The organism is Streptomyces sp. NPDC032745, from assembly GCF_055579465.1.
Genome location: NZ_JBVING010000007.1, coordinates 155153 through 174044 on the forward strand (window position 1 = coordinate 155153; position 18892 = coordinate 174044).

Below are 18892 nucleotides of genomic sequence, written 5' to 3' on the forward strand. Positions count from 1 at the left end.
GGCTACGCGGGCTCGAGGAGGTCCCAGCGGTTGCCGTAGAGGTCCTCGAAGACGGCCACCGAGCCGTACGCCTCGTGGCGCGGCTCCTCCAGGAAGCGGACGCCCTCCGCGGTCATCCGGGTGTGGTCCCGGGCGAAGTCGTCGGTGTACAGGAAGAAGCCGACCCGGCCGCCCGTCTGGTCCCCGACCCGGGAGCGCTGGGCCTCGTCCTTGGCGCGGGCCAGCAGCAGCGCCGCCTCGGTGGCACCGTTCGGGCGGACCACGACCCAGCGGGAGCCGTCCGGGCGCTCGGTGTCCTCGACGAGGGTGAAGCCGAGGGCGCGGGTGTAGAAGTCGATGGCCTCGTCGTAGTCGTGGACGACGAGCGCGGTGAGGGCGATGTATGCGGGCATGGAACTCATTCTGCTGGTCCGGTCAGCAGGATCACCTCCAGGGTGCGGGGACCGTGCACGCCTTCCACCCGGTCGAGCTCGATGTCGCTGGTGGCGGAGGGTCCGGAGATCCAGGTCAGCGGCCGCGCCGGGTCCAGCAGGGGCAGCGCCTGCGGGACCGAGTCCACCACCTGGTCCGGGACCCGGACCACGCAGACGTGGTGGTCCGGGATCAGCGTGATGCGGCGCCGGCCCTGCCCGGGGCCGCCGTCGAGGACGATCGTGCCGGTCTCGGCGATCGCCAGGGCGCAGCCGGTCACCACGCTGTCCACCGCGTCCAGTTCGTACGGGGTGGAGGCGGCGCGGTCGTGGACGCGGGTGGCGTCGGCCGCCGCGAGCCAGTACGGGGGCAGGCCGGGCGGGACGAGCACCGTCCGCGCGCCCCGCTCGGCCAGCAGCCGCATGAGGAGCAGCGCGAGCCCGTCCTCGTCGGTGCGGTGCACCTTCGCGCGGTACTCGGCGAGGTGGGCGGCGAGGAGGTCCGCCGTCTCGGCCGGGGTGCGGGTGCCGTGGACCGCGAGGTAGTCCCGGGGGACGGCGGGGTCGGGGGCACCGTCCGCCACCGCCCGGCGGATCCGGCCCAGGATGCGGTCCTTGCTGCTCATTCCCGCCCTCCTCGCGCCCGCCCGCCTCTCCCGTCTCCCCCGTCTCCCCCGTCTCCCCGTTCCCGGGACCACCAGTCGCGGAACGGTTCCGGCGGGAGGTCCGGGAGGTCCCGGGTGTCCGTCCAGGCCCGACCCGGGCCCGGCAGCCGGCGCGGCCGCAGCCGGCGGGACCGGGCCAGGAGGCGTTCTCCGGCGCGCAGCGCGCCCGGGTGGTCCAGGAGCAGGCGGGCGGCCCGCATCGCGGCCCGTTCGGCGGTGTGGCCGTGCGCGGGGCGGATCCGGACGCGGATGCCCTCGCGGGTCACCGGGCCGCCCTGGGCCACCCGTTCGCGCAGGTGGACGAGGACCTCGGGGATGTCGATGGCGACCGGGCAGACCTCGTAGCAGGCCCCGCACAGGGTGGACGCGTACGGCAGCGAGGCGTCGATCTCACTGCCCGTACCCCGCAGTTGGGGACTGAGGATGGCGCCGATCGGCCCGGGGTAGACCGAGCCGTACGCGTGGCCGCCGGCGCGCTCGTACACCGGGCACACGTTCAGGCAGGCGGAGCAGCGGATGCAGCGCAGGGCCTGGCGGCCCACCTCGTCGGCGAGGGTGTCGGTGCGGCCGTTGTCGAGGAGGACGAGGTGGAAGGCGGAGGGGCCGTCGCCGTCCGCCCCTTTCGATGGACCCAGCCCCGTCCACATCGTCGTGTACGGGTTCATCCGCTCGGCCGTGGACGAGCGCGGCAGCGTCTGGAGGAAGATCTCCAGGTCCCGGAAGGTCGGCACGACCTTCTCGATGCCGACCACCGAGATCAGGGTCTCGGGCAGCGTCAGGCACATCCGGCCGTTGCCCTCGGACTCGAAGACGACCATCGTGCCCGTCTCGGCGACCATGAAGTTCGCGCCGGAGACCCCGACCTTGGCGCGCAGGAACTTCTCGCGCAGGTGGAGGCGGGCGGCCTCGGCGAGCTCGCGCGGGTCGTCGCCCAGCCCGTCCGGGGCGGGGCGGCCCCAGTGGCCCATCTCCGCCGCGAAGACGTCCCGGATCTCGGCCCGGTTGCGGTGGATGGCCGGGACCAGGATGTGCGAGGGGCGGTCGTGGCCGAGCTGGACGATGAGCTCGGCCAGGTCCGTCTCGTACGCGGCGATCCCGGCCGCTTCGAGGGCCTCGTTGAGGCCGATCTCCTGGGTGGCCATGGACTTGACCTTGACCACTTCCCGCTCGCCGGTGGCCAGTACCAGCCCGGTCACGATCCGGTTGGCCTCGTCCGCGTCGGCCGCCCAGTGGACGGTGCCGCCCGCGGCCGTCACCGACTCCTCCAGTTGGAGCAGGTAGCGGTCCAGGTGGCGCAGCGTGTGGTCCTTGACGGCCTTGCCCGCCGCGCGCAGCCGGTCCCAGTCGGCCAGCTCGGCGACGGCCCGGGCCCGTTTGTCGCGGATGGTGTGGGTGGCGTGCCGGAGGTTGGCGCGCAGCACCCCGTCCCCGACGGCCTCCCGCGCCGCATCCGGGAAGGCCGGGAACGCCGGGAACGCCGGCATGCCCATGAACGTGCCGGTCATCCGAACGTACCCGTCGTACCCGTCGTACGCGTCATCGCAGCGGTTCCTCCTCCGTCGAGGCCAGGATCTCGGCCAGGTGCAGGGCCCGCATCGCGTCGCCCCTGCGGTGCAGGATTCCGCCGAGGTGGGCCAGGCAGGAGTTGTCGGCCCCGCACAGCACCTCCGCACCCGTCCCCACCGCACTGTCGATCTTTTCGGTGCCCATCGCCGCGGACACGTCCGGGTTCTTCACGGCGAACGTGCCGCCGAATCCGCAGCACTCCTCGGCGCCGGGCAGCTCGACCAGGTCCAGGCCCTTGACGGCGGCGAGCAGCCGCCGCGGGCGGTCCCCCAGCCCGAGCCCCCGCAAGCCGTGACACGAGGGGTGATAGGTGACGGTGTGCGGGAAGTACGCGCCGACATCGGTCACCCCGAGTACGTCCACCAGGAACTCGGTCAGCTCGTGGACACGCGGTACGAGGTCCTCGGCCAGCGCCACCAGCCCCGAGCCCCGCCCCTCCTGCTCCGCCAGGCGGGCGATGCGCGGGTAGTGGGCGCGGACCATCGCGGCGCAGGAACCCGACGGGGTGACCACGTACGGGTACCCCGCGAAGGCCTCGGCGGTGCGCCGCAGCAGCGGTTCGCTCTCGCGCCGGTAGCCGGTGTTGTACTGCGGCTGGCCGCAGCAGCTCTGGGCCGCCGGGAAGTCCACGCCGACGCCGAGCCGCTCCAGCAGGCGTACGACGGCCACGCCGGTCCGGGGGTACAGCGCGTCGTTGACGCAGGTGACGAACAGGGCGGCACGCATGACGGGCAGAATAGCGGCGTGAAGAAGTTCTCAGTGATCGGCATAGGCGCGGGCGACCCGGACCACCTGACCCTCCAGGCGGTCAAGGCGATCGGTGCGGCGGACGCATTCCTCATCCTGGAGAAGGGCGAGGAGAAGGCGGATCTGACCGGGCTGCGGCGCGCGATGCTCGAGGAGCACGCCCGCCCCGGCCACCGGCTCGTGGAGGGCCGCGACCCGGACCGGGACCGGACACCGGACCGGTACGCGCCGACGGTGGACGGCTGGCGCAGCGCGCGGGCCGAGATCTTCGAGCGGTTCATCGCCGAGGACCTGGCGGACGGCGAGACCGGGGCGTTCCTGGTCTGGGGCGACCCCTCGCTCTACGACTCCACGCTCGCCATCCTGGACGAGGTGCTGGAGCGGGGCCGGGTGGCGTTCGAGCACGAGGTCGTGCCCGGCATCAGCAGCATCTCCTCGTTGCTCGCCCGGCACCGGACCAACCTGAACCGGGTCGGCCGGCCGGTCCAGATCACCACCGGCCGGCGGCTGGCCGAGGGCTGGCCGCAGGACGTGGACGACGTGGTGGTGATGCTGGACGCGCGGCACGCCTTCACGGCCCACCTGGACCAGGACCTGTTCATCTACTGGGGCGCCTACGTCGGCACCGCGGACGAGATCCTGGTGTCGGGGAAGCTGGCGGAGGTCGCCGGCCGGATCGAGGAGCTCCGGACCGAGGCCCGCGCCCGCAAGGGCTGGATCATGGACACGTACCTGCTCCGGCGCGGCTGAGCCCCGTCATCCCACGTAGCCGGGGAGCACGGCGGCAAGGCGCTCGTACTCCTCGGGCCGGTTGTAGACCTGCCCGCAGACGCGGATGCCGCCGCCGCCCGGCCACGGCCAGACCAGCACCCGGATGCCGTGTTCCGCCGCGATCCGCTCGCGCAGGGCGCGGGCGGCCTCCGGGGTCTCGGCGGTGCCGGGCGGCAGCCGCAGGGAGCGCATCGCGAGGCCCTCGGTGTACGGGAGCGGGGTGAGCCCGGGGATCTCGGCGAGCAGGGCCGCGCCGTGGGCGGCGAGGGCGCTGTTGTGGGCCCGCACCTTCGCGGCGTCGAGCCGGTCGAGGAGGTCCAGGCCCTCGGGGGCGGCGAGCCAGCCGGTGTAGTCGGCGGTGGCGCGGTTCTCGACGGAGCGGGGGAACCCGTCCGCGTCCTCCCAGGAGGGCACCAGCGCGCGGACCCGGCCGCGGTGCTCGGGGGCGACGGCGAGGACGGCGCTGCCGGAGGGGGCGTACCCCCACTTGTGCAGGTTGCCGAACCAGAAGTCGGCGCCCCCGGCGAGCGGGTCCGCGACCATGCCGGGGACGTGCGCCCCGTCGACGATGGTGGTGACCCCGCGGGCGGCCAGGTCGGCGAGCAGCCGGGGCGAGGCGATGAGCCGGGCGGTGGGCGAGCTGATGTGGTCGAGCAGCGCCACCTTGGTACGGGGCGTCAGCCCGGCCAGCACGGTCTCGCGTACGGCGTCCTCGTCGGGCAGGTACGGGTCCAGGGCGACGGTGTTGACGCGCGCGCGGCGGGCCGCGGCCGCGACGACCGTGCCGTAGCCGTGGTCGGTGACCAGGATCTCGTCGCCGTCGGCGAACGGGACGGCGTCGAGGGCGAGGTTGGCGCCCTCGGTGGCGTTGGCGATGAGGGCGATGCCGTCGGGGTCGGCGCCGAAGTGCCGTGCGATGCGGGCGCGGGCCCCGGCGATCCGGTCCGCGGCACCGATGAAGAAGGCGTCGGGATCGGCGTGGAGCTCCGCCCGGAGCGCAGCCTGGGTCTCCTGCACGGGCAGCGGTACCGCGCCGAAGGACCCGTGGTTGAGGTGGGCGATCTCCGGATCCAGCCGGAACAGCCCGGGTCCCCCGGGGAAGACGACCGGGGCGGCAGGACGCAACGGAGCGGCGGGGGCGGTCGGGTCGGTCACGGGTCCTCCGAGGGGTGATGTGCGGTTGCCCGGATGATGCGGGCCGCCCCGGACGGCCCGGAAGGGCCAATACCGCGAAGGTGGCCGGTATGCGGCCGACCCTGGTGCGGGACAGCCCTTAGTCACGCCCGCTGGTGACGGCGTAATACTGCAGGTCCTGGACCTTCACCGTGCGGTCCGCCGCGTAGGGCAGTTTCACCTGCGTGCCTGGCTTGCCGTCGCGGACCACCACCGCCGAGCTGGTGCCCGGGCGCAGCGGGAGCAGTGCGGAGTGGATGCCGGCCGGGGCCTCGTGCTCGTCCTGGGCCGTGCCGACCGCCGTACGGACGGTCGCCGGGGCCGTCAGGAAGCTGAGCACCTCCACCGAGTCGCGGGGCGCGGCGCTGCCCTTGCGCGGGGACATCACCAGCGACTGGGTGCCGGTGGGGTCTGCCGCGGCGAACTGGGTGCGGGCCGAGACGTACAGCGTGTCGCGGACGATCTTCGGCCAGCTGCCCGTCTTGAACTTGGTCAGGTAGTACGAGGAGAGGTCCAGGTAGGCGTACCCGTTGTGCAGCGAGGGCGCGAACTGGCTGCCCTCCGAGTAGTCGTTCCAGGTGGTGAGCTGCACCCAGTCGGCGCCGTCGTCGATGGCGTGCGTCCAGGTGGAGCGCAGGGTGGCGGTGTTGCCGGCCTCGTCGTAGATGCCCTGGTTGGGGCGGGCGTCCTGGACCGACACGGGCTGCATCCAGATCTTGCCCATGCCGTGGGCCCGCTGCACGTCGCGGGTGGCGCTCTCCTGGCCGACGTAGCTGCGGCTGCCCCACTCGGAGAAGCCGTGGCTGATCGGCGCGAACCGTGCGCTGTTGGCGTCGAAGTCGAGGAACGTCGGGACGAAGGCGGTGCGGATGCCGTGCCGGGTCTTGAGGAGGTCGAGGACCCGGGTCCACCAGGCGACGTCCTTCGCCTCCGCCTTGAAGGGGGAGACGACGAGCCGGCCGTCACCGAGGCGGTGCGCGGCGGGTGCCTTGCCGAGGGCGGCGACGGCGTCGGCGAGCACGCCGGGGTCGTCGGTGTTCAATGAGGTCATGTCCGGCATCAGCATGATCTTGAATGCGGGGTCGACCGCACGGGCGGCCTCCATCAGGAGGTGGGCGCGGTCCCGGTTCGGCCCGGACAGGGAGAGCATGTCGAGCGTGAACCCGTCGAGGCCGGCGGCGCGGGCGGTGCGCACCTCCTGCTCGAGGTTGGCGCGTTCCCAGTTGCCCTCCTGGGGCTTGACGGGCAGCGGCCGGTCGCGGAGCAGGCCGCCGTACCGCTCGTGCTTGCCGTTCTCCCCGCCCGGGTTCAGGTAGTTGCGGGTGTAGTAGTCGGCGTCGGCGCTCGCGTTGTCCAGCGAGAGCGGGTACGGGGTGAAGTAGTGCGCGAAGACCAGCTTCCGGCCCGCGCCGGCGGTGCGCAGGGCGGTCGGCCCGGGTAGGTCGAAGGGCAGGGCTCCGGCGGGCCGTTGGCCGCCGGCGTCCCCCGCGCCGGCGGCACTGCCGCCCTGGCCCTCGCCGCCCGGGCTCCCGCTGGGGGCGGGCGGGGCCTGGGCGGTGGCGCCGGGCACGGGGCTCCCGGAGCCCGTCCCGGGACGGGCGGACCAGGGCGCGCCGACCGCGGCAGCGGAGGCGCCGTCCTGGCCGGAGACGCGGGCGAACGGGTCCCAGGCGATGCCGGTGGCGGCGCAGACGCCGACGAGCAGGAAGGCGGCGGCCAGCAGGGTCAGCAGCGGCCGGCCCCGGAACCCCCGGCGGCGGCGGTGCGAACTCATCGTGGATGCCCTCCCCTGCGCTGTGTCCCGGATGCGGGACTTGCACAGCAGTAGAGCCGATCGGAGGCTTCCGGACAACCGTTCGCAGGGGCAAGGGCATCGACCGGGGCCGGTCCGGCGGGAGGTCAGGAGCGGGCGGCCGCGACGTTCACGTTCTCCAGGATCCCGAGGGCGTCGGGGACGAGAACGGCCGTCGAGTAGTAGGCGCTGACCAGGTAGGACATGATCGAGCGCTGGTCGATGCCCATGTAGCGGACGTTCAGGCCGGGTTCGTACTCCTCGGGGATCGCGGTCGGGCGCAGGCCGATGACTCCCTCCTGTTCCTCGCCGGTCCGCAGCGCGAGGATCGAGCTGGTGTGGCCGCCGACGACCGGGATCTTGCCGCAGGGCAGCAGCGGGATACCGCGCCAGGCGGGTACCGGCTTGCCCTGAACCTCGGCGTTGTCGGGGACGAGCCCGCGCTTGTTGCACTCGCGGAAGAAGGCGGCGATGGCCTTCGGGTGGGCCAGCAGCACCTTGGTGCCGCGGCGCATGGTGACCAGCTCGTCGAGGTCGTCGGGGGTGGGCGGCCCGGACCAGGTGTTGATCCGCTGCTCGTACGCGGCGTTGTGCAGCAGCCCGAACTCCCGGTTGTTGACGAGCTCCCACTCCTGACGCTCGCGCAACGCCTCGACGGTCAGGCGCAGTTGCTGCTCGAACTGGTCCATCGGGTCGTTGTAGAGGTCGGCGACGCGGGTGTGGATCTGCAGGACGGTCTGGGCGAGGGAGAGTTCGTACTCGCGCGGGGTGAGGTCGTAGTCGGCGAACGTGCCGGGCAGCAGGGTCTCGCCCGCATGGCCGGAGGCGAGCTCGATGTCGGCCTCGCCGCGCCGGTTGACCGGGCGGCGGCCGTTGTCCACGTACCGTTCGAGATGGGCTCGCAGGGCGGCGGAGCGCTCCAGGACCTCCTGGAACGCACGCCAGCGCAGCACCATCACGGTGCCGGCGGTGGCGGCCCGTACGGAGTAGTCCCAGCGCGGTTCGGGCCGGCCGAGGGCGTCGTCGCCCAGCTGGTCGCCGTCGGCGACGACGCCGAGGACGTCCGGCGCGCCGTACTTGCCCTGGGCGCGCTTCTCGAGGCGGCCGTGGGCGATGACGAAGACCTCCTCCACGGGCGCTCCCTCCTCGACCAGGGTGTCGCCTGCGCGCAGGTCCCGTTTGACGAAGCGCACGGCGAGGTCCTCGAGGACCTCCTGGTCCTGGAAGCCCCTGAGGGTGGGGAGTTCGCCCAGGGTGGGCGCGAGGATCCGCACGTCGTCGGCGCCGGTCTGTACGAAGGAGACCCGGCCGCGGCCCACGGCGTGGCTCAGGCGCCGGTTGACGCGGTAGGTGCCCGCGCTGACGTTCACCCAGGGCAGTACGCGCAGCAGCCAGCGGGAGCTGATGCCCTGCATCTGGGGGACGGACTTGGTGGTGGTGGCGAGGTTGCGGGCGGCCGCGGTGCTGAGGGCGGCCTGCCGGGCCGCCTCTTCGGCCTCGGGGGTGGGGGCTTCGGGGGTGGTCATGCCGGGATCCCTCCGTGCGTCGGGCCGTGCGTCGGGCCGTGCGTCCGGTCCTGCTTCGGGCTGCCGTCCTGGGCCGGGGCCCGGCCCGCGGGGTTGTAGCGGGCGGTGGTGCGGTGCCATTCCAGATTTCCGCCGAGCCAGGCCCAGACGTCGGCCAGGAAGCGGACCAGCGGCGGGAACCCGGCCGCGGAGAGGAGGGCCGACTCCTCCTCGAAGGCGTGGACGAGCTCGTCGTGGAGGTCGGCGGAGCGGCGGACCGCCTCGGCGCGCGAGCAGCCCTCCTCGGCCTCGATCAGCGCGGGCAGGTTGTAGTTGACGGCCGCGCCCTCGTCCTCGCGGTGCATGGAGTAGAGGTCGTTGACGATGACGCTGGCCGAAGCGGCCTTGAGGACGGCGCCCCGCACGCGCGGGTCTGCGTACGCCTCGACCGGGAGCTCGTAGCCGCCCGCCGGGTCGAGCATCACCATGGTGGGGATGAAGCTGTTGTCCTGGCGGACGGCGAGGAACTCCCAGACGGGCGGGGTGCGGCCGCTGACGCGCCAGCCGGCCTCGGCGGTGTAGCCGGAGAAGAGCGCGGCCATCTCGTGCCGGTAGCGGGTGAGCTGGGAACGGGTGGCGTACCGGGACAGGTGCCCGGTGCTGGAGCGCAGCGCGACGAGGACCGGGTCGGCGCGCATGGCCTGCTCCAGCCGGGGCGCGTAGCGGGCCGGCAGATGGGCCGGGTCGATGGCGGCCAGGGCCTGGGACAGGTGGGTGGCGATCTGCAGCGGGACGGCGCCGGCGCTCTCGTCGTCACAGTAGTAGTCGTCGGTGGCCCACTGGGCGAGGGTGCACTTGGCGGGGGCGAGCAGCCGGTCCGGGTCCTCGACGTGGGCGTAGGTGAGCATGGTGTACCGGCCGAGCGAGAGCGCCCGTACGTCGTCCAGCCGGCCGGCGTAGATCCCGGTCTCCTCGGCCCACGCGATGAGCCGGTCCTCGACCGCCTGCGCGAGGGCCGGATCGTCGCGCTGCGGGGGCGGGCAGTACAGCTCGGGTACGGCGGGGTTCCCCCGGGACCGCCCGGACGCCGTGGGGGCCGGCACGGCAGCGGGAGCCGGAGCGGGCACTGCGGCCGGGGCCGGGGGCTGGAGGGCGGGACCGATCCGCAGGGTACTGGTGCCCGGTCCGCCGGGACCCCCGCGCAGCCGGGCCAGCAGCGCGGCACGGGATGGAACAGGAGGGGCGGGCAGGACGGGCGAGACGGCCGGGGCGGACGGGGTGGACAGGGCGGCCGGGGTGGACGGGGCGGACAGGGCGGACAGGGCAGGCAGGGCAGGCAGGGCAGAGAGGACGGGCAAGCCGGGCGGGGCAGAGAGGTCGGGCAGGCCGGGCAGGGCAGAGAGGACGGGCAAGCCGGGCAGGGCAGACAGGTCGGGCAGGGCAGACAGGTCGGGCAGGCCGGGCAAGCCGGGCAGGGCAGACAGGCCCGGCGGGTGGGCGGGGTCGGCAGCGGGCGGATGCTTCTGCATGGCATGACAGTGCGATGCGGGCCCGGCGCACGGGTAGCCGCCCCGGCACCGGCCCTGTTGAAAATCCCGCGCAGTTGAAGCTCTGAACGGATGTACGACGAAAGCCCCGCTACGTCCCGGCCGCCACCCGCTCCAGCAGCGGCCGTACGACCCCGCTCGCGCGGACCGCCCGCAGCCGCCCCCGCATCCGGCGCAGCGCGTCCGTCACCCGGGCCGATTCCAGCTGCGGCACGACGTCCAGCACCTCGTGCCAGGCGGCGCAGGCCCGCTCCAGATGCCCCTGGCCCAGGTGGAGTTCGGCGAGCCGGGCCGCCGTGACCGCCCGCGCCCGCCGCTCCGCCGCCGGCCGGTGGCGCAGCGAGGCGCCGAGCGCGGCGATGGCACCACGGCCGTCGCCCAGCGCGGCCAGCGCCTCCGCCTGCTGGTGGCACAGCGCGGCCTGGTGGTAGTCGCCGATCGGCGCGCTCTGCCCCGCCGAGCGGTCCAGCAGCCGCTGGGCGCCCGCCAGATGGGAGACCGCGGCCCGCCGGTCCCCGCAGGCGGCCTCCGCCACCGCCAGCTGCCCGGTGACGAACGCCGCCTGGAGCGTCGGCAGCCGCCCCGCCTCCCGCGCGGCCGCCTCCGCGAGCTGCAGCGCCTGCGTGCGGTGGCCGAGGTGGTGGGCCTGCACGCTCATCGCCCGCAGCACGGGCGCGTGGCACTGCGGATCTCCGGCCTCCCGGCCCAGCCGCAGCGCCGCCCGGTAGTAGGCCTGGGCCACTCCGTGCTGGTTACTGTCGAAGCACAGGAACCCGGCGGTGTAGGCGAGTCGGGAGGTGGCGCCGAGCAGCCGGTGGCGTACCGAGGGCGGAGCGTCGGCCCGCAGCCACGGGGCGACGGTGGTGGCGAGGTACGCGGTCAGGGCGGGCCGGGCGAGCCCGCTGCCGAACATCATGTCGGCGTTGCGGAAGACCGGGAGCACCGCCTCGGCGGCCCGTACGTGGTCCTGCCCGATCCGTACCCCGGCCCGCGCCTCGGCCCGTACCCCGGCCGACGAGCCGGTCTGCCCCGGACGGGCCGGCTGCTCCTCCGGCGGCCGCCACGCGGAGGAGTAGACCGGGATCTCGCCCAGGGCGCCGACCCCGAAGTCCGGTCCGCAGTCGGGCGGTTGCGCCCCGGTCAGGGCGGCCGCGGCGAGGACGTCCGCGCCGTGCGCCCCGCCGCCGGGGCGTTCCCGCGCCCTCGGCCCGGCGGGCCGGGCGAGCCCGGTGTCGGCGGCGGCGATCCGGCGCCCGGTGCGCCGGCTCAGCGCCTCGGCGGCGAGGTCGACGACGTGGGCGGGCGGCCTGGTGCCCGCGAGCCAGTGGGAGACGGAGGTCCGGTCGTAGCTGAGGGTGAGGCCGGCCTCGGCTGCGATGCCGTTGACGGCCCGAGCGAAGTCCTGCCCGCTCCAGCGGGCTTCGGTGAGGAGGGTGCGGAGTTGTCCGTTGGGGTCACGCTTCGCCATCCAGAACCGCCCAACTCGTACGTGTGTCCAGCGCTTCAACACGGTCGGAGATTCAACAGGGTGGGACAGGGGCCCGTGTACCGGGTGGGGCCGCCCTGCCTCTAACTAAGACGTGTGCACACGGTGGCACCCGGTCACACCGGGTGTGCGTGGCGTGCGGGAGCACGGCGGATCACGCACAAGCGGGATCGCTCCTTCCGATCGCCCCCGTACGCGACGTGCGCGACCCGCACCCGGGCCGCTGCGCAGGACAGTCACCGACGCCGCATCCGGAGCCAGGAAGACCGACCGAGAGGACGTTCCGTCATGTCTGTCGACCCGACGACCGAAGAGAGCGCCGCCGCACACCCGACCCGCAACGCCCGCCAGAGCCTCAGCACCGATGCGGCGCGGAACCTGGCGACCACCACCAAGTCCGCCCCGCAGATGCAGGGCATCAGCTCCCGCTGGCTGTTGAAGATCCTCCCGTGGGTCCAGACCAGCGGCGGCACCTACCGGGTCAACCGCACGGTCAGCTACACCCTCGGCGACGGGCGCATCAGCTTCGTCAAGACCGGGTCCGAACTCCGGGTCATCCCGCCCATGCTGCGCGAGCTCGGCATGCTCCGGCACTTCCCCGACGACGCGGTCGTCAAGTCGATCGCGGACCGGTTCGTCAAGGAGGAGTTCCGCAAGGGCGACGTGATCGTCCGCCGCGGCGAACCCGTCGACAAGATCTACCTCATCGCCCACGGCCGCATCGAGCGGCTGGGCGCCAGCGCGTACGGGGACGAGGCGAGCCTCGGCGTCCTCAGCGACGGCGACCACTTCGGCCACCACCCGCTGCCGGACGCCCGCTGGGAGTTCACCGCCCGGGCCCAGACGGACGTGGTGACCATGACCTACAACCGCGGCGACTGGGACGAGGCGCTGAGCCGCTCCCCCGCCCTGCGCCGGCACGCCGAGGCCTATCTGGAGGCGGAGCGCGTGGGCCGCAAGGGCAGCGAGGCCGTGGACCTGTCCGCCGGCCACACCGGCGAGGTCATGCTGCCCGGCACGTACGTCGACTACGACCTGAGTCCCCGCGAGTACGAACTGAGCGTCGCCCAGACCGTGCTGCGGGTCCACACCCGCGTCGCCGACCTCTACAACCAGCCGATGAACCAGTCGGAGCAGCAGCTGCGGCTGACGATCGAGGCCCTCAAGGAGCGCCAGGAGAGCGAGCTGGTCAACCACCCGGAGTTCGGGCTGCTGCACAACGCCGACTACGAGCAGCGGATCTACGCCCGCACCGGCCCGCCCACCCCGGACGACATGGACGAGCTGCTCAGCCGGCGGCGCGGCTCCCAGTACTTCCTCGCGCACCCGCGCACCATCGCCGCGTTCGGCCGCGAGTGCAGCCGGCGCGGGCTGTACCCGGCCTCCGTCGAGTTCCAGGGGCACTCGATGCCCTCCTGGCGCGGGGTGCCGCTGCTGCCCTGCAACAAGATCCCGGTCACGAAGGAGCGGACCAGCTCGATCCTGGTCATGCGCACCGGCGAGGACAACGAGGGGGTGATCGGGCTGCACCAGCTGGGCCTGCCGGACGAGTACCAGCCGGGCCTGTCCGTCCGGTTCATGAGCATCAACGAGCAGGCGATCGTCTCCTACCTGGTCACCGCCTACTACGCGGCGGCCATCCTGGTGCCCGACGCCGTCGGGGTGCTGGAGAACGTAGAGATCTCGCGCTTCGACGACTGAGGGCGGCGGCCGCATGAGCAGCACAGGGAGCGCGCAGCCCTTCGAACTGCCCGAGTTCTACGTCCCGCACCCCGCCCGCCTCAACCCGCACCTGGCCCGTGCCCGCGCCCACGCCCTCGACTGGGCCCGCGGCATGGGCATGCTGGAGGGCTCCGGCGTATGGGAGCGGGCCGACCTGGAGGCGCACGACTACGCGCTGCTGTGCGCCTACACCCACCCCGAGTGCGATGCCTCGATGCTTTCGCTGGTCACCGACTGGTACGTGTGGGTGTTCTTCTTCGACGACTGGTTCCTGGAGGTCTTCAAGCGCCGCGGCGACCGGGAGGGCGGACGCACCGCGCTGGAACGCCTGGCCCTGTTCATGCCCGACGGCTCACTCGAACACGACGTGAACGCGCGCGTCCCGGAGCCCCGCAACCCCGTGGAGGCGGGGCTCGCCGACCTGTGGGCCCGTACCGTCCCCGGGCATTCGCCGGACTGGATCGCCCGTTTCTCGCTCAGCACCCGCAATCTCCTCGTGGAGTCCCTCTGGGAGCTCGACAACATCAGCATCGGCCGGGTCGCCAATCCGGTCGAGTACGTGGAACAGCGCCGCAAGGTCGGCGGCGCGCCCTGGTCGGCGGGGCTCATCGAGCACGCGGTGGGCGCCGAGGTGCCCGCCGCCGTCTCCGCCGAGCGGCCGCTGCGCGTGCTGCGCGACTGCTTCGCGGACTCGGTGCACTTCCGCAACGACCTGTTCTCGTACGAGCGGGAGGTCGGCCAGGAGGGCGAACTCAGCAACGGGGTGCTGGTGCTGGAGACGTTCTTCGGGTGCACCACCCAGGAGGCGGCCGATCAGCTGAACCGGCTGCTCACCTCGCGCCTCCAGCAGTTCGAGCACACCTTCTTCGCCGAGCTGCCCCCGATGTTCGCGCGGGCCGGCCTGACCCCCGAGCAGGTCGCGGCGGTGCTCGCGTACGCCCGCGGGCTCCAGGACTGGCAGTCCGGCGGCCACGAGTGGCACCTGCGCTCGAGCCGCTACATGAACCGGCGGGCCGGCCTGCCCGCCGGACCCTCCGGGATGGGCAGCGCCGTCTCCGGGCTCAAGGCGCTGCTGGGCGTCACAGGCGGCGCGGACCGCCTCCGGCGGCACACCCGCACCCCGCACCCGGTGGGCCCGTCCGTGATCCCGGAGTTCTACCTGCCGTACCCGAACCGGCTCAACCCGCACCTGGAGGGCGCCCGCGGGCGGCTGGTGGAGTGGAACCGTGCGATGGGGATGTTCGACGAGGGCCTGTGGTGGGAGGACAAGGCCGTCGACTTCGACTTCGCGCTCTGCTCGGCGGGCATCGACCCGAAGTCCTCGGCCGCGGACCTCGACGTCAGCGCGGCCTGGCTGAGCTGGGGCACGTACGCGGACGACCTCTACCCGATCCGCTTCGGCGCCACCCGCGACCTGGCCGGGGCCCGGGCCCAGGACGCCCGGCTGCGCGCGCTCATGCCGCTGGAGCCCGGGGCGCCCACCGCTCCCCCGGTGAACGCGCTGGAACGGGGGCTCGCCGACGTCTGGCTGCGCACGATCACGCCGATGGCGCCGGCCGGGCGGCGCATGTTCCGGGCGGCGATGGACGCCGTGCTCGACAGCTGGCTGTGGGAGGTGGAGAACCAGGCGGCCCACCGGGTGCCGGACCCGGTGGACTACCTGGAGATGCGCCGGGTGACCTTCGGCTCTCCCATGACGGCCTCGCTGGCCCGGATGGCCCACATGGACGTCGTGCCGGAGGCCGTGTACGAGAGCGCGGCGATGCAGTCGCTGGAGGCGGCCGCCTTCGACTACTCGGCGCTGATGAACGACGTGTACTCGTACCAGAAGGAGGTGGAGTACGAGGGCGAGCTGCTCAACATGCTGGTCGTCACGGAGACCTTCTTCGGCTGCGACTACCGGACGGCGCTCGGGGTCGTGAACGATCTGATGACCTCGCGGATGAAGCAGTTCGAGCACGTGCTGGAGAAGGAGTTCCCCGCCATGTACCGGGACTTCGGGCTGGACGCGGCGGCGCGGGCGGCACTGGACCGGTACGCGGACGAGCTCAAGCAGTGGATCGCCGGGATCTCCACCTGGCACGCGGAGACCCGGCGCTACCGGGAGGAGGACTTGAAACGGCACCGGGCGCGCCGGACCGAACCGGTCGTGGCGGCAGGCGCCGGTGCGCTGCCCCGGGCACCGCACCGGGCCGGGTGGGCGTGAGGAAGCCTGCGGTCAGGTGTGCAGGGCCCGTTCGTCCTCCGCGTGCCCCTCCGGTTCCAGCTGGAGGGTGGAGTGGGCCACGTCGAAGTGGTCGCCGACGCAGGCCTGGAGCCGGGCGAGCAGCTGCCCGTGCTCCTCGCCGCGCAGGGTCTCGGCGGAGACCACGACGTGCGCGGTGAGGACGGGCATGCCGGAGGTGACGGTCCAGGCGTGCAGATCGTGCACCTCCAGTACGCCGGGCTCCTCCAGGAGGTGCCGGCGCACGTCGGCGAGGTCCATGTCCTGCGGGGTGGCCTCCAGCAGCACGTGGGCGGCGTCGCGCAGCAGTCCGTACGCGCGCGGCACGATGAGCAGGCCGATGACGATGGAGGCGATGGGGTCGGCGGCCTGCCATCCGGTGAGCAGGATGACCAGGCCGCCGATGATGGCGGCGATGGAGCCGAGGGCGTCTCCGAGCACCTCGAGGTAGGCGCCGCGCAGGTTGAGGCTGTGCTCCTTGGCGTCGCGCAGCAGCCACAGCCCGACGCAGTTGGCGGCCAGGCCCAGTACGGCGACGCCGAACATCAGCCCGCCCTTGACCTCGACGGGTTCGCTGAAGCGGCGGACTGCGGTGTAGAGGACCCAGACGAAGATGGCGAGGAGCAGTACGGCGTTCAGTACGGCCGAGAAGATCTCGACCCGGTAGAAGCCGAAGGTGCGGCGCGGGGTCGGGGCGCGCTGGGCGAGGGTGACGGCGCCGAGCGCCAGGGAGACGCCGACGGCGTCGGTGAGGCTGTGCGCGGCGTCGGCGAGCAGGGCCAGGCTGCCGGAGAGCACGGAGCCGACGACCTGGATCAGGGTGATCGTGACGCTGATGCCGATGGTCCACAGCAGGCGTGCGCGGAAGGTCCCGCTGACGGTTCCGGCCGCCGTCGAGGGAGCACCGTGGTCATGGCCCATGATCACCATCCGACCACGGGACGGTCGCGTGCGCGCGTCATGGTGCCCCACCCGGCCGAATGGACAAAAGCGCGGCGGGTGTACAAGTGCGATGATCGGCGGGCGGCCCGGGGCGGCCCGGGCCTTTCTCCGGAATGCGACATTCCCCTGGCCTTCCGGCAGAACTGGCGCATAATCAGCGCTACGCGGCCCGAAAGAACCCTTGGTCGCGCATGGACACGCATGCAATGGGGGGCATCGTGCCGATGAGGGATTCAGGCAGTGCCGGCACGCTGCCGGCGACGTCCGACGAGCTGTCCAGACTGCTGACCGCCGTCCGGCGGGGACGGGTCCTGACGGTCACCGGGCGGTTCCGGGAGCCCCGGAGCCTGCTGGTGCGGGAGATCGCCGAGCGGCTCTCGTCCAACTTCTGCGACGGCGTCGCCGTGGTCGTGATGGACCGTCCGTTCGGCCTGCGCGAGCTCACGGCCGCGCTGGGCTGCGTACCGGGCATGCCCTTCCTGCCCTGCGGGACGGCGAACGCCTTCTCGTGGCTCGCGGAGCGGGACATGCTGCTCGTCCTGGACGGCACCGACCTGCTCGCGCCGCAGACGCTGGCCTGGCTGCAGAACCTGCTCACCGCGGCCCCGGGGCTGCGCATCCTGGCCGCGGGCCCGTCCCCGCTGGCCTTCGAGGGGGAGCGCGTGCACCGCCTCTGACCGGGAGCCGGGCCGGGCCGAGGCAGGGGCCTGGGCGGAGCGGGCGCGGACTCCCGGTCAGCCGTGGTGCTTGCGCAGGATCCGCTTCAGCAGCCGGGGGACGGGGAAGCGCTGTGCCGGCACGGCCGCGGGGGCCGCGGGCAGCCGGGCCTGCAGCTGGGCCCAGACGGCGTCCGGGCACGGGCCCTGGGGCCGGGACTTGAGGAACATGCGGTAGGGCACCACACGCGGCTCACGGCCGATCTCCACCCAGTGGGGGCGGCCCGAGACCTCGTCCCAGCCGTGGTTCGGGATCCGGACGTGGTTGCGCCGGCCGTCCTTGTCCTTGCTGGTGATCTGGGCGACCCGGGCGCCGCCCGGCCCGGTGGCCAGGACCACGCAGTAGTGCCGCAGCTGCTGTTCCGGGTCCTCGCGCAGCGGCACCATGGCCAGCCAGACCTCGCCCGGCCGGGGGCGCGCCCCGGCCGACCTGTCCCACCGGCGCACGCCCAGGTAGACGACGAGGGCCGCGAACCCGGCGGCGCAGGCCTCGATGCCCATCCGGACGTTTCAGGGCTGCTCGGCGACCCGCCCCTCGGCGTAGGTCACCGCGGCGGCGACGGCGGCGAGCATGACGGCCACCCGGGCGGGGAACATCCACCAGATCACGCGCCCGCCACGGCCCGCGACGGCGACGAGCACGCAGGCCACGGCGACGGGGATGCCGTACACGACGGCCCACTGGCCGGCGCCCTCCACCTTCAGCGGCGGGGTCTGCCGGGCCATCAGGTCGGGCATCAGCACGGGGAACGCGAGCAGGATGCCGACGAGCCCCACCACGTTGAGCAGCAGATAGCCCGCACAGCCGACGCCCGCACAGGACGTGTTGTTGCGACGCGCCACCCGCACTCCCCCCAGATCCCCGGCGGCACGCTAACGCACCCGCCACAGGGGCGCCAGTGGCCCGCCGGACACCCCTACGCCCGGTATCAGGACGCTCCTCCGCCTTGCGGTGCACCGCATCTGACGCCGCGCGCTGATCCACCGGGGATTACGGGACAGCCCTTAGGCCACCCGCTTCCACTCCTCCACCGGCAGCCCCAGGACCACCTCGTCGACGAAGGCCCCCGACACCCACGCGGAGCGCCGCAGGGTGCCCTCCAGGGTGAAGCCCGCTCGGGTCGCGGCGCTGATCATGGCGCCGTTGTCGGCGAGGGTGTCCACCTGGAGCCGGTTCAGCCCGCGCACGGTGAACCCGTAGTGGCACAGCAGCTGGACGACCTCCGCGCCGAACCCCCGGCCTCGGCAGGCGGGCAGCAGGGAGATCCCGAGGTGGGCGCTGCGGTTGTGGGCGTCGATGCCCCACAGCAGGGCATCGCCCGCGAGCGATCCGGAGACGGCGTCGAACACCGAGAAGACCGCCACGTTGTCGGACGGGGCGGCGGGCTCGAACGGGGAGTGCCCGGCGCCGGCGGCGATCGGGCGCCACGGCCCGGATCCGGCGCGCGACCGCGTCGCCACGTCCTCGTACAGCTCCGCGTGGAGCACGGCCACGTCATCGGCGTGCCGGGCGCGCAGCCCGGCCAGGGTTCCCTGGATCACGGGGACTTCCTAGCCGTCGGCGGGACCGCCCCGCAACCGGGTTTCCGGCGCCTGTGCCCGCGTACGGGCCCACAGACGGGTCCG

General features: G+C 73.4%; 17 protein-coding genes. 4 read left to right on the top strand and 13 right to left on the bottom strand.

The genetic code is table 11. The annotated features are described in order from the left end of the window. Positions 1 to 2: 2 nt before the first annotated feature. From ACZ5WG_RS19855 to ACZ5WG_RS19870, 4 genes are read right to left on the bottom strand one after another with little or no spacing between them, the layout of a single operon-like run. The gene (locus tag ACZ5WG_RS19855) at positions 3 to 392 is read right to left on the bottom strand and encodes a VOC family protein (RefSeq protein ID WP_468724710.1); all 390 of its coding nucleotides are present in this window, start codon (positions 390 to 392) and stop codon (positions 3 to 5) included. 5 nt (positions 393 to 397) lie between these two features. Further along, positions 398 to 1036 carry a LutC/YkgG family protein gene (locus ACZ5WG_RS19860; protein ID WP_468724713.1) on the bottom strand — a complete coding sequence of 213 codons (639 nt, stop codon included), beginning with the start codon at positions 1034 to 1036 and terminating at the stop codon, positions 398 to 400. Continuing rightward, positions 1033 to 2580 carry a lactate utilization protein B gene (locus tag ACZ5WG_RS19865; protein ID WP_468724714.1) on the bottom strand — a complete coding sequence of 516 codons (1548 nt, stop codon included), beginning with the start codon at positions 2578 to 2580 and terminating at the stop codon, positions 1033 to 1035. The genes ACZ5WG_RS19860 and ACZ5WG_RS19865 overlap by 4 nt, the downstream gene beginning before the upstream one ends. Before the next feature lie 31 nt (positions 2581 to 2611). Next, the gene (locus ACZ5WG_RS19870; protein ID WP_468724716.1) at positions 2612 to 3367 is read right to left on the bottom strand and encodes a (Fe-S)-binding protein; all 756 of its coding nucleotides are present in this window, start codon (positions 3365 to 3367) and stop codon (positions 2612 to 2614) included. A gap of 18 nt (positions 3368 to 3385) precedes the next feature. Between ACZ5WG_RS19870 and cobF the strand changes: the two genes are divergently transcribed. Further along, the gene (gene cobF, locus ACZ5WG_RS19875; RefSeq protein WP_468724718.1) at positions 3386 to 4138 is read left to right on the top strand and encodes a precorrin-6A synthase (deacetylating); all 753 of its coding nucleotides are present in this window, start codon (positions 3386 to 3388) and stop codon (positions 4136 to 4138) included. A 6-nt stretch (positions 4139 to 4144) separates the two neighbouring features. On the opposite strand, the gene ACZ5WG_RS19880 is transcribed toward cobF, so the two are convergent. From ACZ5WG_RS19880 to ACZ5WG_RS19900, 5 genes are all read right to left on the bottom strand, one after another. After that, a complete protein-coding gene (locus tag ACZ5WG_RS19880; protein ID WP_468724719.1) occupies positions 4145 to 5314 on the bottom strand; it encodes an aminotransferase class V-fold PLP-dependent enzyme in 1170 nt (389 codons plus the stop codon). A gap of 118 nt (positions 5315 to 5432) precedes the next feature. Continuing rightward, on the bottom strand, positions 5433 to 7106 hold the full coding sequence (locus ACZ5WG_RS19885) for a glycoside hydrolase family 71 protein (protein ID WP_468724721.1): 1674 nt from the start codon (positions 7104 to 7106) through the stop codon (positions 5433 to 5435). A gap of 125 nt (positions 7107 to 7231) precedes the next feature. Next, positions 7232 to 8650 (bottom strand): family 2B encapsulin nanocompartment shell protein, encoded by a 1419-nt coding sequence (locus ACZ5WG_RS19890; protein WP_468724722.1) that lies wholly within the window; start codon positions 8648 to 8650, stop codon positions 7232 to 7234. Beyond that, positions 8647 to 10158, bottom strand: coding sequence for a family 2 encapsulin nanocompartment cargo protein terpene cyclase (locus tag ACZ5WG_RS19895; RefSeq protein WP_468724723.1), 1512 nt, complete (start codon positions 10156 to 10158; stop codon positions 8647 to 8649). Before ACZ5WG_RS19895 ends, ACZ5WG_RS19890 begins: the two co-directional genes overlap by 4 nt. Before the next feature lie 109 nt (positions 10159 to 10267). After that, positions 10268 to 11644, bottom strand: a complete 1377-nt coding sequence (locus ACZ5WG_RS19900; protein WP_468724724.1) for a hypothetical protein — start codon at positions 11642 to 11644, stop codon at positions 10268 to 10270. 306 nt (positions 11645 to 11950) lie between these two features. Between ACZ5WG_RS19900 and ACZ5WG_RS19905 the strand changes: the two genes are divergently transcribed. Then, positions 11951 to 13363: a family 2B encapsulin nanocompartment shell protein gene (locus tag ACZ5WG_RS19905; protein WP_468724726.1), complete on the top strand. Its 1413-nt coding sequence runs from the start codon at positions 11951 to 11953 to the stop codon at positions 13361 to 13363. Positions 13364 to 13376: 13 nt separating this feature from the next. Next, positions 13377 to 15590, top strand: a complete 2214-nt coding sequence (locus tag ACZ5WG_RS19910) for a terpene synthase family protein (RefSeq protein ID WP_468724728.1) — start codon at positions 13377 to 13379, stop codon at positions 15588 to 15590. A 12-nt stretch (positions 15591 to 15602) separates the two neighbouring features. On the opposite strand, the gene ACZ5WG_RS19915 is transcribed toward ACZ5WG_RS19910, so the two are convergent. Next, entirely contained in the window at positions 15603 to 16538 is a 936-nt protein-coding gene (locus tag ACZ5WG_RS19915) for a cation diffusion facilitator family transporter (RefSeq protein ID WP_468724729.1), read from the bottom strand. Between the two features lie 203 nt (positions 16539 to 16741). Between ACZ5WG_RS19915 and ACZ5WG_RS19920 the strand changes: the two genes are divergently transcribed. Next, a complete protein-coding gene (locus ACZ5WG_RS19920; protein WP_468724731.1) occupies positions 16742 to 17227 on the top strand; it encodes a hypothetical protein in 486 nt (161 codons plus the stop codon). 57 nt (positions 17228 to 17284) lie between these two features. Here the strand turns inward: ACZ5WG_RS19920 and ACZ5WG_RS19925 are convergent, their stop codons facing one another. From ACZ5WG_RS19925 to ACZ5WG_RS19935, 3 genes are all read right to left on the bottom strand, one after another. After that, on the bottom strand, positions 17285 to 17767 hold the full coding sequence (locus tag ACZ5WG_RS19925) for a type II toxin-antitoxin system PemK/MazF family toxin (RefSeq protein ID WP_468724733.1): 483 nt from the start codon (positions 17765 to 17767) through the stop codon (positions 17285 to 17287). Positions 17768 to 17776: 9 nt separating this feature from the next. Then, entirely contained in the window at positions 17777 to 18109 is a 333-nt protein-coding gene (locus ACZ5WG_RS19930) for a hypothetical protein (RefSeq protein ID WP_468724734.1), read from the bottom strand. A gap of 162 nt (positions 18110 to 18271) precedes the next feature. Next, positions 18272 to 18808: a GNAT family N-acetyltransferase gene (locus ACZ5WG_RS19935; protein ID WP_468724735.1), complete on the bottom strand. Its 537-nt coding sequence runs from the start codon at positions 18806 to 18808 to the stop codon at positions 18272 to 18274. Positions 18809 to 18892 lie beyond the last annotated feature (84 nt).

Excerpts from the sequence above, each read along its gene's own strand:
- ACZ5WG_RS19855 (WP_468724710.1), bottom strand. The coding sequence starts at position 392 with ATGCCCGCATACATCGCCCTCACCGCGCTCGTCGTCCACGACTACGAC.
- ACZ5WG_RS19860 (WP_468724713.1), bottom strand. The coding sequence starts at position 1,036 with ATGAGCAGCAAGGACCGCATCCTGGGCCGGATCCGCCGGGCGGTGGCG.
- ACZ5WG_RS19865 (WP_468724714.1), bottom strand. The coding sequence starts at position 2,580 with ATGACCGGCACGTTCATGGGCATGCCGGCGTTCCCGGCGTTCCCGGCC.
- ACZ5WG_RS19870 (WP_468724716.1), bottom strand. The coding sequence starts at position 3,367 with ATGCGTGCCGCCCTGTTCGTCACCTGCGTCAACGACGCGCTGTACCCC.
- ACZ5WG_RS19885 (WP_468724721.1), bottom strand. The coding sequence starts at position 7,106 with ATGAGTTCGCACCGCCGCCGCCGGGGGTTCCGGGGCCGGCCGCTGCTG.
- ACZ5WG_RS19890 (WP_468724722.1), bottom strand. The coding sequence starts at position 8,650 with ATGACCACCCCCGAAGCCCCCACCCCCGAGGCCGAAGAGGCGGCCCGG.
- ACZ5WG_RS19895 (WP_468724723.1), bottom strand. The coding sequence starts at position 10,158 with ATGCAGAAGCATCCGCCCGCTGCCGACCCCGCCCACCCGCCGGGCCTG.
- ACZ5WG_RS19900 (WP_468724724.1), bottom strand. The coding sequence starts at position 11,644 with ATGGCGAAGCGTGACCCCAACGGACAACTCCGCACCCTCCTCACCGAA.
- ACZ5WG_RS19905 (WP_468724726.1), top strand. The coding sequence starts at position 11,951 with ATGTCTGTCGACCCGACGACCGAAGAGAGCGCCGCCGCACACCCGACC.
- ACZ5WG_RS19910 (WP_468724728.1), top strand. The coding sequence starts at position 13,377 with ATGAGCAGCACAGGGAGCGCGCAGCCCTTCGAACTGCCCGAGTTCTAC.
- ACZ5WG_RS19915 (WP_468724729.1), bottom strand. The coding sequence starts at position 16,538 with ATGGTGATCATGGGCCATGACCACGGTGCTCCCTCGACGGCGGCCGGA.
- ACZ5WG_RS19920 (WP_468724731.1), top strand. The coding sequence starts at position 16,742 with ATGGACACGCATGCAATGGGGGGCATCGTGCCGATGAGGGATTCAGGC.
- ACZ5WG_RS19925 (WP_468724733.1), bottom strand. The coding sequence starts at position 17,767 with ATGGGCATCGAGGCCTGCGCCGCCGGGTTCGCGGCCCTCGTCGTCTAC.